Annotated in this window: 15 protein-coding genes and 1 tRNA gene; 10 read left to right on the forward strand and 6 right to left on the reverse strand. The window is 70.7% G+C overall.

The window, feature by feature from the left end; translation table 11 throughout:
* Window positions 1-19: 19 nt before the first annotated feature.
* The 4 genes from tpg to ACIBK6_RS31390 all read left to right on the forward strand — a co-directional run bounded on the left by tpg (window position 20) and on the right by ACIBK6_RS31390 (window position 5,018).
* Complete coding sequence (gene tpg, locus ACIBK6_RS31375; protein ID WP_399054894.1) at window positions 20-598, forward strand: telomere-protecting terminal protein Tpg; 579 nt, start codon at window positions 20-22, stop codon at window positions 596-598.
* A 38-nt stretch (window positions 599-636) separates the two neighbouring features.
* Complete coding sequence (locus ACIBK6_RS31380; protein ID WP_399054896.1) at window positions 637-3,042, forward strand: Helicase associated domain protein; 2,406 nt, start codon at window positions 637-639, stop codon at window positions 3,040-3,042.
* Between the two features lie 271 nt (window positions 3,043-3,313).
* Entirely contained in the window at window positions 3,314-4,333 is a 1,020-nt protein-coding gene (locus tag ACIBK6_RS31385; RefSeq protein WP_399054897.1) for a PhlD, read from the forward strand.
* Between the two features lie 247 nt (window positions 4,334-4,580).
* Window positions 4,581-5,018, forward strand: a complete 438-nt coding sequence (locus tag ACIBK6_RS31390; protein ID WP_399054899.1) for a DUF3592 domain-containing protein — start codon at window positions 4,581-4,583, stop codon at window positions 5,016-5,018.
* A 165-nt stretch (window positions 5,019-5,183) separates the two neighbouring features.
* Here ACIBK6_RS31390 and ACIBK6_RS31395 read toward each other — a convergent pair whose 3' ends face one another.
* Both ACIBK6_RS31395 and ACIBK6_RS31400 read right to left on the reverse strand, forming a co-directional pair.
* Window positions 5,184-5,447, reverse strand: a complete 264-nt coding sequence (locus ACIBK6_RS31395; protein WP_399054901.1) for a hypothetical protein — start codon at window positions 5,445-5,447, stop codon at window positions 5,184-5,186.
* Between the two features lie 430 nt (window positions 5,448-5,877).
* Entirely contained in the window at window positions 5,878-6,333 is a 456-nt protein-coding gene (locus tag ACIBK6_RS31400; RefSeq protein ID WP_399054903.1) for a hypothetical protein, read from the reverse strand.
* A 329-nt stretch (window positions 6,334-6,662) separates the two neighbouring features.
* On the opposite strand from ACIBK6_RS31400, the gene ACIBK6_RS31405 reads away from it, so the two are divergent.
* The 3 genes from ACIBK6_RS31405 (at window position 6,663) to ACIBK6_RS31415 (ending at window position 7,440) form a co-directional block, all read left to right on the forward strand.
* The gene (locus ACIBK6_RS31405) at window positions 6,663-6,944 is read left to right on the forward strand and encodes an HU family DNA-binding protein (RefSeq protein WP_399054905.1); all 282 of its coding nucleotides are present in this window, start codon (window positions 6,663-6,665) and stop codon (window positions 6,942-6,944) included.
* Between the two features lie 161 nt (window positions 6,945-7,105).
* A complete protein-coding gene (locus tag ACIBK6_RS31410) occupies window positions 7,106-7,312 on the forward strand; it encodes a cold-shock protein (protein ID WP_399054907.1) in 207 nt (68 codons plus the stop codon).
* 54 nt (window positions 7,313-7,366) lie between these two features.
* Window positions 7,367-7,440: transfer RNA gene (locus ACIBK6_RS31415), tRNA-Met, on the forward strand.
* 119 nt (window positions 7,441-7,559) lie between these two features.
* On the opposite strand, the gene ACIBK6_RS31420 is transcribed toward ACIBK6_RS31415, so the two are convergent.
* Window positions 7,560-8,060, reverse strand: coding sequence for a hypothetical protein (locus tag ACIBK6_RS31420; protein WP_399054909.1), 501 nt, complete (start codon window positions 8,058-8,060; stop codon window positions 7,560-7,562).
* 124 nt (window positions 8,061-8,184) lie between these two features.
* Here ACIBK6_RS31420 and hemC point away from each other — a divergent pair, with 124 nt between their 5' ends.
* Window positions 8,185-9,111 (forward strand): hydroxymethylbilane synthase, encoded by a 927-nt coding sequence (gene hemC, locus ACIBK6_RS31425; protein WP_399054911.1) that lies wholly within the window; start codon window positions 8,185-8,187, stop codon window positions 9,109-9,111.
* Window positions 9,112-9,138: 27 nt separating this feature from the next.
* On the opposite strand, the gene ACIBK6_RS31430 is transcribed toward hemC, so the two are convergent.
* Entirely contained in the window at window positions 9,139-9,369 is a 231-nt protein-coding gene (locus ACIBK6_RS31430) for a hypothetical protein (protein ID WP_399054913.1), read from the reverse strand.
* A 470-nt stretch (window positions 9,370-9,839) separates the two neighbouring features.
* On the opposite strand from ACIBK6_RS31430, the gene ACIBK6_RS31435 reads away from it, so the two are divergent.
* Entirely contained in the window at window positions 9,840-11,387 is a 1,548-nt protein-coding gene (locus ACIBK6_RS31435) for a protein kinase (protein WP_399054915.1), read from the forward strand.
* 108 nt (window positions 11,388-11,495) lie between these two features.
* Here ACIBK6_RS31435 and ACIBK6_RS31440 read toward each other — a convergent pair whose 3' ends face one another.
* On the reverse strand, window positions 11,496-12,152 hold the full coding sequence (locus tag ACIBK6_RS31440) for a hypothetical protein (RefSeq protein ID WP_399054917.1): 657 nt from the start codon (window positions 12,150-12,152) through the stop codon (window positions 11,496-11,498).
* A 311-nt stretch (window positions 12,153-12,463) separates the two neighbouring features.
* On the opposite strand from ACIBK6_RS31440, the gene ACIBK6_RS31445 reads away from it, so the two are divergent.
* Complete coding sequence (locus ACIBK6_RS31445; protein WP_399054919.1) at window positions 12,464-13,717, forward strand: hypothetical protein; 1,254 nt, start codon at window positions 12,464-12,466, stop codon at window positions 13,715-13,717.
* Between the two features lie 288 nt (window positions 13,718-14,005).
* On the opposite strand, the gene ACIBK6_RS31450 is transcribed toward ACIBK6_RS31445, so the two are convergent.
* Window positions 14,006-15,451, reverse strand: a complete 1,446-nt coding sequence (locus ACIBK6_RS31450; RefSeq protein ID WP_399054921.1) for an IS701 family transposase — start codon at window positions 15,449-15,451, stop codon at window positions 14,006-14,008.
* Window positions 15,452-15,959 lie beyond the last annotated feature (508 nt).

The following is a 15,959-nucleotide window of genomic DNA, read 5'->3' on the forward strand; positions in this document are numbered from 1 at the left end:
TGAAAGAGACTGACTGACCGTGGGACTGATCGAAGACCGGCTGGCAGAGGCCGTCGAGACCGCCTACTCCCAGCCCATCCCCAAAACGCTCGGCGCTCGGATCCGCTTCCTGCTCAAGCAGGAGAAGGGACTGGGCCGGGCCGCGGCCGCCCGCGCGGTCGCCGAGAAGATCGGCAAATCCCAGCGCACAGTCGAGCGCTACCGCGACGACGAGATCAAGACCGCGAAGCCGGACACCGCTGCCCTCGTCGAAGCCGAGGTCAACAAGCTCTGGCAGCCCCTGGTCAAGGCGAAGAAGCTCCAGGCCGCCGTCACCACCGGCGGCATCAAGGTCGACGTGCGCGGGAAGTTCGGGTTCAAGTCGCCCAAGGGCACCACCAACGATCCCCGCTACCGGCGCCTCACCCGCCGTCTGGACGCCGCCACCGCCGCCGCGCTCTTCGACGCCAAACAGGCCGGTGCCTCCGAGGACGTCCTCGCCCAGATCGTCGCCGACGGGCTGCGCGACGACTACTTCACCGACGGAGGCTCCCGCGCCCAGTCCCTCCAGCAGGTCGCGCTGAGCAAGATCGACCACATCCGCTTCAGCATCACGTAATCCCGCCGCCCGCCCCGGCCGAAAGGACCGACCACTCCGTGACCGCGACCGTCACCGCCCGCCCGCCCCGGATCAGGCTGCGCCCGCACCAGTCCAAGGCCGTCCACGCCGCGCACACCGCGCTGCGCCACACCGCCCGGACCTCCGTAGTGATGGCCTGCGGCACCGGCAAGACGTACGTCGCCGCGCGCACCGCCGCCCGCGTCGCCCCCCAGGGCACCCGCCTGGTGCTGCTGCCCACCCTGGAACTGCTCGCCCAGACCATCGACGACTGGCGTACCGCCGGCATGACCGGACCCGTGCTCGCCCTGTGCTCCAAGCGCCCCACCACGGCCGGAGAGTCTGTCCCGCACACCACCGACCCCGCCGCCCTCACCGCCGCCGTCCTCAAGAACCCCGGCCTCACCGTCTTCGCGACCTACCACTCCCTGAGTCGCGTCGAGTACGCCCACCACCACTACGCCCTGCCGCCGTGGTCACTGATCGCCGTCGATGAAGCCCACCGCACCAGCGGTGACTTGGGCAAACGGTGGGCGGCCGTCCACGACGACGCCCTCGTCCCCGCTCACAGGCGGATCTACCTCACCGCCACCCCCAGGATCTGGTCGGCCGGCGAACCCGACGAGGACGAGGACGCCACCCTTGTCGCCTCCATGGACGACACCAACCTCTACGGCGAAACCTGCTACCGCCTCCCCCTCGCCGAGGCCATCGACCTGGACCTCCTGGCCGACTACCGCATCGTCGTCATGGAGGTCCACGAGGCCACCATCCGCACCCGCCTGGGCATCTCCGACCGGGCCACCGAAGCCGAACTGCGCCTGGCCGCCCTCCAGATCGCCGTGCTGCGCGCCATGGCCGAACTCGACCTCTGCCGCATCGTCTCCTTCCACCACCGCGTCGCCGACGCCCACACCTTCGCCGCCACCCTCCCCGAGGCCGCCGCCCTCCTCTACGCCGCCGACCCGACCGGAACCAGCTGCCCCGACCCCGGCGAGCTGTGGGCGGCCGCGATCGACGGCACCCAGGACCCCGACGTACGCCGCCACCTCCTCGACCGCTTCGACGGCCAGCCCTCCGACGAACAGGCCCCCGCCCACCGCACGGTGATCGCCAACGCCCGCCTCCTCGGCGAAGGCGTCAACATTCCGAGCATCGACACCGTGGTCTTCGCAGACCCCAAGGAATCCATCGTCGACACCGTGCAGGCCGTCGGTCGCGCCCTGCGCCAGCACCCCGGCCAGGGCAAGAAGGCCACCCTGATCGTCCCCGTCTACGTCGCCCCCGGCGAGGACACCGACGATCTGCTGGGCTCCAACCTGTACAAGCCGCTCTGGCGGGTCCTGCAGGCCCTGCGCGCGCACGACGACCGCATCGCCGACCGCCTCGCCGTCACCCAGCAGCCCTCCCATCCGGAACCGGCCGACGACGACGAGCACGCCGCGGACATCCCGGTCGACGTCACCTTCGACCACCCCTTCCCCGCCGACACCATCGCCCAGGCCTTCCGGCTGCGCGTCCTCCACCCACGCGACGCGAACTTCCGCCGCGGCCTGGACTCCGCCACCGCCTTCTACCAGACCCTCGGCCACCTCGACGTCCCCCAGCTCCACGACGACAAGGACGGCTTCGCCCTGGGCCGCTGGATCAACCGCATGCGCAAGGCGTACCAGGCCGGCACCCTCAAACCCCGCCAGATCAAGGCCCTTGAACACATCGGCATGATCTGGAATCTGCACGCCCAGGCCGCCGAACGAGGCCTGCTCCACGCCCGCAACTGGGCAGATACCCACGGCCACCTCGCCGCTCCTTCCAGCGAGATGATCGGGGACTTCGCCTTCGGACGCTGGCTCACCAACCGCCGAAGCGCCGCCCGTACCCGTACGGACCAGGGCCTCGAACCCGACTCCACCGACACTGCCCTCGCGGAGATCGACCCCCGGTGGAACCCGCCGTGGCCGATCGCCTGGCAGCGTCTCTACTACACCGCCCGCACCTACGCCGAGGCCAGCATCACCCTCGACGACCTCCCCGCCGACTTCCTCACCGACGACGACGAGCCCCTCGGCGAATGGATCGCCACCCAGAGCCGCACCTTCCACACCCTCCACCCCGACCAGGCCCAGCTCGTCACCGGACTCGGCATCACCCCCGTCGAACTCGCCGAGGACGAGCCGCCGCAGCCCACCGGCCGGGCCGCCCGCCAGCAGCGGCAGCTCGAAGCGGGCCTCGCGGCGGTCGAAGCCTTCCGCGCCCGCGAAGGCCACGTCCACATCCGCCAGCGCGACACTGTCACCATCGGCGGCGAGGAGCACAAGGTCGGCCAGTGGCTCACCAACCTCCGCAAGCGCTGGGACACCCTTCCCGACGAACACCTCCACGCCGTCACCACCGCCGGACTGACCCGCCACGCACAGCCCGTTCACACGGCCGGCTCCGGCTGACAACTGAAGATCGCGGCACCGGTCGGCCTGGAGGGCGACATAGGCAGCGATGCGATGACGGGGCTGCTGTAGGAGGTGGCGGCGCACGCCCGCCGCCCTTCCCCGACGACGGTTCGGAGCTGCCTTCCATTCGCACGTTGTCCAGCCCGGATTGGGCCAGGACCCGTATCATCGACGGACTGTAATATTCCATCCATTTTCGATTCGTTGAGGGAGATCGCCGGTGACCGCTCACATAGCCCCTCCCTGTGTCGTTCTGCCAGGGAATGTGGTGACGACCGACGAGATCTGCGCCGACATCCGCCGGGCCCATCCGGAACTCCCGCGCCTGGAGGCCATGTTGCGGGTCGCCCGGGCGACGACCGTGCGGACCCGGCACTTCACCCGCCCCCTGGACGCGCCGACCGTGTCCGGAAGCGCTCTGGTCGATGAGCGCAACAAGGCGGCGTACGAGGACGCGTTGGGCCTCGCGGCCGAGGCGGGGCGGCGGGCGCTGGCCCGGGCGCGGCTGCGGCCCGAGGACATCGACGCGATCGTCACCAGCCACACCACGTCGTGGACGGTGCCCTCCCTCGACGTCCACCTGGTCGGGGCGCTGGGCCTGCGGCCCGACGTCCGGCGCCACCCGATGGGCACGGTCGGCTGTGCGGGCGGCGCCCAGGGCCTGGTCCGCGCGCACCAGGACATCGCCGCCCATCCCGGCGCGAACGTCTTGGTCGTGACCTCGGAGTGTCTGTCGGCGGCGACGTACAACCACGAGGACACCAGCCTCGAATCCATGGTCTACAAGGTTCTTTTCGGGGACGGCGCGGCGGCTGCGGTCGTCTCCGAGAGCCCGGCCTGGGAGGGGCCGAGCTTCGTCGTCGAGGACACCTTCGAGTACGTGCTGCCCGACAGCGCCGACCGCTACCGGGGCCGGCTGAGCGGCGCCGGGCTGCACTTCGACTCCACGAAGGCCGCGACCGCCGGCTTCAACGACAGCCTCCCGGCGCTGCGGAAATGGCTCGAGGCCGACGCCCAGCCACTCGACTTCGCGGTAGTGCACCCCGGCGGCCCCCGCCTCCTCGACGACACGGCCGCCGGCCTCGGGCTGGACAACCAGCGCGACGGCGGCGCGCTGCATCACGCCTGGGACAGCCTGGCCGCCAACGGCAACCTGGGCGGCTCAGCAGTCCTGGACGTCCTGTCCCGTACCTTCGCCAAGCCGCCGGCCACCGACGCCTCGGGCCTGATCATTGCCTTCGGCCCAAGCTTCGTCTTGGCAGCAGTCCGCGGCCGCTGGTCCACCTGACCGGCCACGAGGCCCGAACTCACGGACTACGCCGCCGGGTCCAAGGACACAAGCAACGGAGGACGACGCCTCCCCGATCAGGCTGTGCGGCACGTAATCAGCAGCCCACTTCACCGCATCCGCCCAGCCAGGGCGCTGTACCTCTCTTGCCCGGTGGCGCCGCAAGCGCGTTAGCGTGAGCGGAATCCCCAGGTCGCGGGCCTCCAGGCCCACCCAGGACCCAAAGATCAACAAAGGTACGGACGGCATGACGGAGATCCTGACCACCCTGGCGCTGCTGGTGCTGCCGACCATCGGCCTGGCCGCCCTGCTCGTCTGTCTGGTGCTGCGGTTGCTCCGGATCCGCCGGGTCATGGTGCACGGCGAGACCGCCGAGGCGGAGTGCGTCGAGGTCCGGGACGTCCCCTCGAAGTCCACCGACATGGATACGCACCGCTACCACGTCTTCGCGTTCGCGACCCGCGAAGGCCACCACGTCACCTACACCGAGGACGCCGTCGCCCCGTACACCCAGGTCGGATACCGCACCATGGTCCACTACGACCCGGCCGACCCGGCCCGCACAGCCACCGTCGCCGGCCGCGACGACCTCGCACCGGTGCTGGTGCCGGGCTGCGCCGCGCTCGGGGTCGCCGCCGTGCTCGTGGTGCTGCTGTGGATCGACGTGTCGATGCTGTTCCAGTAGAGGGAACAGGCCGTCTCATGAGAACGGGCCAGAGTGGTGAAGCGCTCTGGTGTCGCAGGGGCCGCAGCGGACAGCTGGTGCGCAGCCTGGGTGGGCACCTTCCTGCGCCGACGCCGGGTCCCGCCAGAGCACACAACAGCGCGAGCGCCCGCGATCCTTCGGCACTCAGAAAGCCTGAACCCAGGCTGCGATGGCGAAACCGGTCGGCACCGGGCAGGCAAGGAGCCCGGTAAGGAACAAACGGCCCGGCACGGTCAGCCGGCGGATGCCGGGGGCAAAGGCCAAAGCAGCCAGGGCAGCGAGACCGCCGGTCACGGTGAGGACGAAGCGCCGTACGAAGCCTCCGACTTCCGCCCCGTCTGCCATGCCCCACAGAGCTGTCAGGCCTACGAGGTACGTCAGCCAGGCAAGCGATACGGCGGTGGTCATCCACAACACCCCTGCCAGCGCGGAGACCACAGCGCGCCCGGTGCGCGGTGCAGGTGGGGGCTGCCAGGGGCCGTACAGCGCGGCATACGTACGGGGGTTCACGACCAAGTCCTTCCGCAGGAGGTGCACCCCATGCTTACCGGCACACCAGCACCCGGCATGAGCCCGGCTACTCATCGCGGCCGGGGCCCCGTACTCACCTCCAGCCCAGCGAGCGCTCAGGGTGGTGGCCATCAGCAAGAACGTTCTCATCGTTGTCACGGCGGCGGGCCCGCTGGCCACCGGGCGCGCGGGCGCGGGCAGTTCCACTTGGCGCGCTGTCGGCGCCCAGCCGCGGCCGGCACCCCGCTGTGTGTCCCGGCGCGCGTCGCCCAACGCATCCTGGCGATGGCCGACGGCAGCTGGCACACCAATGCCATCGGCTTACCAGTCATCCGCTCGCTGATCGCCTACGACCTTTGATCGCAGTCCTGCTCATCGAGTCGGCGGACCTCCACCGGGATGCCGACGACCAGGGGCACAGATCCCTCAACGAGTTAGGGATGCCCGGGAAAGCGGTCGATGTGGCGGTGGCCGCCGCCGTCCACGGCAGCCACTGCGGTGCTGCGGTGGTCATGGCATCGAGATTGGCTGCGAAGAGAGCCCTGGCGACGGGATCACCGCTGATCACAAGGATTCGACGCTGGGAGTCGAGATGAATCAACACTCCAGGCCCGGGAGCCTGCCTGACTTCGACCCCTGCCAAGGTCTCGCTGTCCAGCGCAGTCGCAGACACGGCGCTGATGAATCCCTCGCCCTCGGCCACCGTGCCTGCCAAGCGGGCCAACTCTGTCGCCGCCCCAGTGAGTTCCACTTCGCCGAAGATGGGGTCGGACATGAGAATCATGCGCGCCGCTCCTGCAAGGTCGGGATGGGGCCGCGAAGATCACCCACCCTACGCATCGGTGAGCAAACCCGTGAGGCGTGGTCACACACATCGGATCCACCTATCTAGGCCCGCCGATTGGCGCCTGCCCGGCACGGCACGAGCAGGACATGGAACAGGCCGGAGCCGGATCGTGGAGGGAGTACGACACCCACCGGCTCAGCAGACTGTGGCCCACGGCACGCGCCTGGCTACACACTCCCCATCAGGGCAGAGTGGCAGGATTGCTCCTGACCACTCCCGTCCGCTGCGCGGCCGGGACGTTCCACGGACAACGGAGTACCAACTTCATGACTCGCACTGAGCTGGTGGCGGCCCTGGCGGACCGCGCCGAGGTGAGCCGCAAGGACGCCGACGCCATCTTGACCGCCCTCGCCGCGGCGGTTGGCGACGTCGTCGCCAAGGGCGACGAGAAGGTCACGATCCCCGGCTTCCTGACCTTCGAGCGTACGCACCGCGCGGCCCGCACGGCTCGTAACCCGCAGACGGGCGCCCCGCTCGAGATCCCCGCCGGCTACAGCGTCAAGGTGTCCGCGGGTTCCAAGCTCAAGGAAGCCGCCAAGGGCAAGTAACCCCGTGCCCCAGCCCTTCCTGCACTCGATCCAGAGGGCGGGAAGGGCTGGATACCCCGGGCAAGCCCGGGGTAGAACGGACCCGAGCACCCCCTCTCACCAGAGGAAGCGCTCATCCTGACCTCAAGCCGGGACACCCGGTGATACCGAAGGAACAGAGCATGGCCAGCGGCATCGTGAAGTGGTTCAACGTCGAGAAGGGCTTCGGCTTCATCTCCCAGGACGGCGGCGGATCGGACGTCTTCGCGCACTACTCCAACATCTCCGGCCACGGCTTCAAGGAGCTGACCGAGGGCGAGAAGGTCACCTTCGACGTCACCCAGGGCCAGAAGGGCCCCCAGGCCGAGAACATCGTCCGGGCCTCCTGACCGTCGTCATGCGCGCCGCCCCGCCCCGCTGACTGTGTAGAGTGACACCACCGACGCGGGGTGGAGCAGCTCGGTAGCTCGCTGGGCTCATAACCCAGAGGTCGCAGGTTCAAATCCTGTCCCCGCTACTGAAGAAGGGGTCCGGCGCGCAGCCGGGCCCCTTCCGCATATCCCGAGTTCGCCAAACCGGTTTGCCCAGCGAGACCAGTGCTCGGGCCAGGACGCCGGACAAGGGGCGCGAGCGGCGTCACTCCCGAGGCACGGCACCGGCCGGTGCACCGTGGCGCAGCTGGATTGCGGCGGCGGTCGCCAGGGCCGAACCCACCAGCTGGGCGTGAGCGCCGATGACGATCCGGGCGTCGTCCAGCGATCCCAGCTCGGCGTCGATCACCACCCGGTGGCTGCACACTTCCACCTCGTACCGGCCGGGACCGATCTCGTGCACGCGGTAGGTCTCCGCGCCCAGTTGGCACTCCCAGGTCCCCGGCGTAGCCTCCGCCAGGTCGACGAGGGTACGGATCTGGTCCAGGGGACTCTCCACGGCCGGGTGAACCTCATCGGCATGTTCCTCGAAGGAGCGCCGCGCGAGCAGGAGGTAGCGATGCCGCCCCACCTCCCCGCACTGCGGGCACTGGAGCACGAACCGTTCCGGACCGCCGGCCTCGTCCTCGGTGAGCTCGGTGATCACCGGCCGCAGGCCGTTCACCGCCGGCTCCTGCGCTTCGGCCCTGCGTGGTCGTCGGCTCACCGGACCCCGTCCCTCGTGCTGCTGCTGATGACTTTCGCATTGTCCCGCCCCGGCGCCGGTAGCCGTGACAAGCAGACGCGCTGTCGGCATGAGCACACCGCGGACGGCCCTAGGGTCCTGGAGTATGACGCAGCACATCAGAATCGCGAGCAGGGCCTCCGTCATGGCCACCGCCCAAGTCACCTCGCTGATGAGGGAGATCACCCGGATCAGCCCGGGCGTCACCACGGAGTTCGTCCCGATCACCACGAGGGGAGACCGCTGGACGGGGCCCCTTTCCGAGGTGGGCGGCAAGGGCGTGTTCACGAGCGCCGTGGCGCGTGCCGTCCTCGACGGCCGCGCCGACCTCGCGCTGCACTGTTCGAAGGACATGCCCGGCGACACGCCTGAACCCGACGGCCTGGTGTGCCTGTACCGGCGGCGCGACGACGTCCACGACGTCCTGGTCCACCGCGGCGGGAGGCGCCTGGACGACCTGCCCCCGGGCACCCGCGTCGGAACCTCCGCTCCGCGCCGGATCGCCCAACTCACCGCCTCCCACCCGCACCTGAAACTGGTCCCCGTCCGCGGGAACGCCGACACCCGGCTCGACCTTGCCCGAGCCGGCGACGTCGTCGACGCCGTCATCCTCGCCCGAGCCGGCCTGCGCCGGATCGGACGCGAGGACGAAGCCACCGAGATCATCGACACGGCCCGGATGATGCCCGCCCTCGGCGCAGGCCAACTCGCCCTGCAGACCCGCACCGACGACCAGCACCTACTCGACCTCCTCGCCCCGCTCGCCGACGACGCCGCCACCCAGGCCGCCATCGCGGAACGGACCCTGCTGCGCGCCCTCGCCGGACACTGCCACGCCCCGATCGCCGGCCACGCGACCACCGACGAGGCGGGCGAGCTCTACCTGGCCGCCCGGGTCTACACCCCGGACGGGGCAGCGATGCTGACCTCCGCACGGACCGGACCAGACCCGCAGACAGTGGGGAACACGGTGGCCGACGACCTCATCGCCCAGGGCGCGAACGAACTCCTCGCCTCCTCCCGGCGCAGCTGACCGGCGCTCTCCCTCACAGACCCGGCGTCAGTCCTTCGGTGTCGGCGGGGGCCAGAGGAGCCGGGCCCGGCCGTAGCGGGCCCTGGCCGCGTCGGCACTCAACCCGTGCGGGCGCCCGATCTGCTCCCAGGTGGCGCCCGCCTCCCGGTCCGCGATCACCGCGCACCGCACGAGCTCGCCGGACAGGTGCCGGAAGTCCGCAGCGGCGATGCTGTGCAGACCTGCCTCGGCCCGCTCGTGCCCGACCGCGTCGACCACGAGCAACTCCAGGCCCTCGCACCGGGCCCGGATCTCCCGCGAGATCTGCAGAAGAGCAACCCGGGCCCGAACGGCGGCCGCGGCCCGTCTCCGGTCCCGGTATGCCGCCTGACGGCAAGGACGCGGACGAGAGCAGTACCGGCGCCGTCGCCCGCCGGGGAGCGCGGCGCCGCACCACGCACATGTGCCGTCCATATCCGAAGGATTCCCCCGGAACCCGACGACATCACGCCGCCGCAGGAGGCAACCCCCGCGGCGCCAGCTCCGGCAGTACGCGGTCTGACCAGCGAGGGGAGAGCACGTAGCGCTTCGTGCGCCCCGTGCGCGCCCGTGCGGAACTGCGGATGATGCGTTGGGCGGGCTCCGAAAGGCGTGTGCGTATGCTCCGCCGCACCGCTGGGCGTGCCCGCGCCCGCGGTGCGCTGCGGCCGCCCGGTCCCGGTGCCCGAGCACGCAGGGCTGGAGGAACGATGCGCGGCACGATGGTCGCCGGCCGCTACCGGCTGCGGGACACCCTCGGCAGCGGAGGCATGGGCACGGTATGGCGCGCAGAGGACCTCCTTGAGGGCCACGACATCGCCCTCAAGATCATCCCCGTGGGGGAGGGAGACCCGGTGCGCGAGGCGGCCTTCCGCCGGGAAGCACATGTCGCCGCGCGCCTCTCCCACCCGCACGTCGTGGCCGTCCACGACCACGGCGCCGCCGACCTCGACGGCCGGCGCACCCTCTTCCTCACCATGGACCTCATCGAAGGCCCGCCCCTGAACGCCCGGATCACCGGTCCGCTCCCGCTTACGGACACCTTGATCTGGGCCGCCCAGATCAGCCAGGCCCTGCACGCCGCCCACCAGGCCGGGATCGTCCACCGCGACATCAAGCCGTCCAACGTCCTCATCAACAACGGCGCCGCGGTGTTGTGCGACTTCGGCATCGCCCGCCTCGCCGACCTCACCAGCCACCACACCCTGACCGTCACCGGCGCCGTCATCGGGACCCCCGCCTACATGTCCCCCGAGCAGGCTCGCGGCGACAAGGACCTGGCCGCGCCCAGCGACCTGTACTCGCTGGGCTGCCTGATCCATGAACTCCTCACTGGGGCAGCGCCCTTCACCGGCGCCGGCTGGAATCTGCTCCACCAGCACGTCCACGAGGCCCCGGCCGCCCTGTCCACCCTGCGCCCCGACGTCCCCCGCGAGCTCGAGCAACTGGTCCTGGAGCTCCTGGACAAGGACGCGGCCCGCCGGCCGACCGCCGCCGAGACCGCGGAGCGGCTCACCCGGCTGCACCACGCCCTCGCCGCCTTCGCGGCCGCGTCGACCGCCGTCCCGACGCGCGTGCCTGCGGTGCCCACCGTCGTGGACGCCCCGGCAGCCGCCCCCGCCCGCCGCGGCACCGGCTCGCACGCCGCCGCGCCGCGGGCGGGGGCGGTGACCGGCGCCGCGATCGCGGGCGAACTCGCCTGGCTCACCCCGATGCCGCACCCGTGGCCGCTCAGCCTCGGCGTCCTCGCGGGCCTGCTCGTGAGCGCCTTCTACTTCCTCGACCCGCCCCAGCAGGCCCGGCCGGGAGAACTGAAAATCACCACCGCCGGCCTGTTCACGATGCTCCTGATCACCCTCGGCACGTCGGTGAGCCTTCTCGCTTGGCAGCCCGCGATGTGGTGGGCCGCCCTGGCCACCGCCGCGCTCGGCGGACCCGCGCTCATTGGCTGCTCCGCCGCCGTACGCCGGACCGTTCAGCACGTACTGCACCGCCCCCCACGCCTCGCCGACCTCGCCTCCACCGCCGGCGCCCTCCACACCCTCACCCTGCTGCTCGCCGCCGGCCACGCCGGGTTCTCCGCTCCCGCGCTCCTGACTGCCGGGCTCGTACTCTGGCCGGCCACGGCACTGGTCACCGCGGCGGTGACATCCCGCAGGGCCCGCAACTCCCAGACCAGCCGCCCCGCTTGCCCCGCGGCGGACGGCGGTATCCCGGCACGCACCGTCCGGGCCACGATGGGCGTGTACCGCATCTGACGCGGCGCCGCGCCCCTGGCAGCTGGCTGTTGCTCAGTGGATCAGGTGGCATGCCCGGCCGCCCCTCACCCCGCCGGGCAGTCGGCGGCGGATCGGCAGGCAGCAGAACTACTCGTAGTCCTCGACCGATGGACGGGGCGGACCGTACGTGCGCCGGGCCTGCCTGGCCTTCTGGGCGTCCGTGCGGCGCCGCAGACCCGCGTACAAGAGCGTCCCGGCGGCCGTGGCGAAGAGCCCCGCGCTGATCGGCAGGCTGACGGTGTCCACGGACCGGCTACGGGTCTCCTGAACCCACGGGTCGAGGAGACCCGCCGGGTCCTTGAACAGGACGACGTGCGCACCCACCGCGAACTGGCCGTGGCAGTTCTGCCGCTCGGACAGCGTGCTGCGCTCGCCGGAGGTATCGGCAACGGAACAGGTGTCCAAGGCGGTGCCCTTGGAGTTCCGGTCCTGCCCCGTGCCAAGGACCACCGCGTCGACCGGCGTACCGAGCCTCTTCGCGTACACCTCGTACAGGGTCGGCCCCGCGAACATCGGGAGCGCCAGGACCACGGAGCTCGCCAGGGTGGCCGCGCCCGCGCGGTTCCATACGCCACCGGCCATGATGGCGGCGGCTGCCACGACGGCCAGGACGACGACGACACCCACCCACAGACCGCCATAGGGGTACTGAGTGAGGAACCCGGCCGCCACCGCGACCATGGGAATCCCCAGCGCCCAGCACAGCGTACTGAGGGTCCGGCCACGGGCAGTTCTACTCTCCACCGCTCCGGCTCCCTGGGCAGCCGTCGGTATCTCTGCCGCCTTCATCGCCTTGATCAGCCCCCGTCGCGCACGTCCGTTCACGTCAGCAACACCCTAAACGCGCACCTCTGACCGGCCTGCCGGTGCCATTGATCTGACCGGCCCCTGGGCACCCCTCGACCTGTTTCGTGGCTGAGCCCCCGGCACCGGTCGCCGTGCGTCGCGCAGGTCCGTGCCGAGACCGACGGCACCCGACGCAGTTGGTCTTGGTTCCTCTTCCACACGACCGGCATTCGTGGTCCCCTAAGCCGTGGATCAAGGGGGTGGGAGCGGTGGACAAGGCGCGCCTGTATGAGAACGGCGACGTCGGCCCGGTGGTCTTCGCGCACCAGATCGACGACGAACCCTGGTGGCGCCGCCAGAAGACCCCGCTGATCTGCGCGTTCTGCATGACACCGGTCGTGTCCCAACGCACCACGGTGGGCCGCGCTCCCCGGGGCGCGCTGTTCCGGCTCGCGAAAGACCAGACGCACGGGGAGATCTGTCCCCTCAACCCCACCGAAGTCCTCCAGAAGATCGCCCACGGCTCCCAGGGGGTGGCGGTCATCGAAGGCGACGAGCTGCACCTGGTACTGCCCGGCGACCTGGGACAGATCGGCACCCCCACCTCCGTGACCGAGACCGGTCCCGCCGCCCCCGGCGACCGGTTCGGGGTAAACATCTCCACGGTGCGACCCCTGCTGCCGCCGCTGATCAACAGTGCGGTCGTCATCGCCCGGTTTCTGCAGAGGTACGACTACGACGCCGACGTGGTCGCCCAGTTCAAGGTGCGCCGCCCCGGTGAGACCAGGGCGGTGGGCTGGGGCGAGTTCTGTCACGGCCCGGGGCCCGGCGATCAGGCCCGGCTGTACGCGCGGCTGACCGGCGGCCGGAAACCCGGGCACCCGGTGGCCGTCTACGGCCGCATCACCGCGGTCGAGAAAGACCGTCGGAATCGGAAGGTCCTCCGGCTCGCCGACGGGCCCGGTTTCACCGTGCGCATCCGCTCGGACCACAACACCCTCTTGGAGCCGCTCAAGGCCGGTGTCTTCGTCCTGGCCGTGGGCCACTGGAAGGTCTGGACGCCCCCGAGAGGGAGGCCAGAGCTGCAGATGTACGCCGAAGAACACTGGCAGCTCGCCCACTGGACCTATGACGATGCCAGCGGCCGAAGCGGTCCACCCGCTTGCCCTCCACCGCTCTCCCTCGCCCAGCGAACCCTCCGCCAGGCCCGCAAGACAGCAGCCGCCCCTAAGCCTGCACCGCGATCGGTGCCCAGTTCCTCACCCAAGCCGCACCCCAGCGGACCGTCTACGTCGGTGGCATCACCGCCCGTGACGCTGCCGCCGCTGCCACCGGCAGCACCGCCGCCTGCGGTACCGGAGCAGCCGACACTCCCGCCCGGGCCGGATACGGCTCCCGTTGTGCCCGCACCCCCGGCGCACCCGCCTCTGTCACCACGGCCGCCCGCCTCACCGCAGCGGCCGGCTGACCCACCCCGACGCCGCACACGGCGGGGATGGTGGCCGTTCGGCCGCCGACACTGAACGAAGGGCTTCGGCCAAACCCCGTGGTCAGTCATGCGGTCTGTCCGAGGTGGCACGGGCGCTGTGCTCTTCGGGTCTTCACCGCGAACTACGAGAAGCCGGGGCCGAGATGTGGATCAACAGATGAGACCGGCCTTCGTGTGCCCTGAAACACGGCACCTGGAAGGGGCGTGTGCGAAGTCCTTGCACGGAACTCCGTGGAGAGGTGGCCGGAGCCGTCCCCGGCATCACGCGGTCAGGAAGGGCGCCTCGAAAGCCTGCGTCTGGTCAGCGTCGCTGCCGACAGGACTAGCGGTGGTTTGTTAGACCTGGCGGTAGAGGTCGAGAGGTCTGCCGGTGGCGACGGTGTTGAGGAGGGCTTGGAGTTCGGTGGGCGGGGGCTTGATCGTCCATGCTTGCCAGTAGCGTTGCAGCGTGGCCCAGGGCGTCAGCCAGCCACGGACGGCCCGGATGGCTCGGGGCCAGCAGGCCGGCTGGGGCTGCTGGGACTCCGGTTTGCCCCCTCTCTGCCGCTCCTGATGGTGTGTCAGGCTCAGGTGCCGGGGCGGCGGGTGTGGGTGTGAGTGGGGCGAACCAGGTGTTCCAGCAGAAGCTGAACGCGCAGTTCACGAGGGTCTGGTGGCGGCGGATGGCGGTGTCGGAGCGGACCTGGAAGTCGGCCCATCCGAGTTCGTCCTTGACCTGTTTGTAGCTCTGCTCGACCCAGTGCCGCAGCCCGTAGATCCGGACTACTTCGGTCAGGTCGGCGGCCGCATGCCGGCTGAGCGGTTCGCGTGGTGACCCGGGCCGGGGCAGGTTGGTGGCCAGATACCAGGTGGACGTTTCGGGCAGGGTGGCCGGGTCGGTGGTTGCCACCACCAGCCGGACCAGGCCGTCGGGTCCCCACCAGCCGAGCCGGGCGTCGGCGGCCCACCAGGTGGCGGTGCGTCCGTCGCGGAAGGTGCGGGTGACCGGCTGCCAGTCGCCAGGCTCTTCGGGGCCGTGCCAGGCCAGTTCCCGGGCGGCGTCCACGGGCCGGAAGGCGTCCTTGTACTGCCAGGTGCCGTGGCCGCGCTTGAGGGCCATCACGAACGGCAGGTGAGCGTCCCACAGTTCGGCGCGGAAGCAGGTGTGATCGCCGTAGGCGCAGTCGGCGACGACCGCCCGGAAGGACACCCCCACCTCCGCGGCATGACGGGCCAGTGCGGCCCCGATCTGCAGCTTCGTGCGGAAACCCGGGTCGTTCTTCCCGCCGGGGAAGTGGTGGGCAGGGGTATAGGGCACCGCGTGCAGTGGGTAGTAGACGCACTCGTCGGCCCAGCAGGTGGTCACCGTGACCACCCCGCGGTCGATCTTCCCGACCGAGCCCAGGTACTGCTTGCCCACATGCGCGGTCGCCGACCCGTCCTTGCGGTCCCCGGAATCGTCGACCACCAGCACCCCCATCCCATGCGGCGCAGTGGCCGGATCCGTCAGCAGCAGTTCCAGGCGGCGCGCGTTGACCTGCTCGTGGTCCCAGGTCGACTCCGAGAGGAAGAACTGCAGCCGCTGCACCGCCGCATGCTGGGCACCCACCACCGGTTCGGCCCCGGCCAGGCAGGTCAGGGTCTTGTTCCGGTCCCGCGGCAGCAGCAGGCCGGCCAGATACCCACGGAACCCACGCCGCTGGGCCAGCGTCTCGAAGAACCCATCGAAGCGGGCGGCATAGCCCTCCAATGGACCGGGTGCGGGCGGGCATGGCAGCCGCTTCGTCATCTCAAGCTCCACGGAGGCGAGTTGAGGCTCTCACTTCCGGCGTACTACCGCCACGACCCGCCGTCAACAAACCACCGCTAGGAAGGTGAGAGAAGTGCCTGGAAGGCATGCGCATGTATCCGAAAGGGGAGCGCGAGGCGCCAGTCGCTTAGCGCAGTTGATCCCCTGGTTAGGGGGATCGCAAGCCTGCTTCGAGTAGTGATCGAAGTAGTGGTTGAGCTGCGCAAGTAGCAGCTGGCGCCCCGCCTGAGAGGTGGGTCAGGGGTCGAGTCTTGCGGGCTGGCCCCTGGCCTGCCGCCTCCGAATGTACCCGCAGAGGGGGGCGTCCGTTCGCGTAATGAAGAAGAAGTGCAGCGAGAACACCAACTACCCGCTCCCACCAGCAGATCGCTGTTTCGTGGCTGGCCCCCCGGCCCCCGGCCCCCGGCCCCCGGCCCCCGGCCCCCGGCCCCCGGCCCCCGGCCCCCGGCCCCCGGCCCCCGGCCCCCGGCCCCCGGCCCCCGGCCCC

Source organism: Streptomyces sp. NPDC050485 (assembly GCF_044458185.1).
GTDB lineage: Bacteria > Actinomycetota > Actinomycetes > Streptomycetales > Streptomycetaceae > Streptomyces.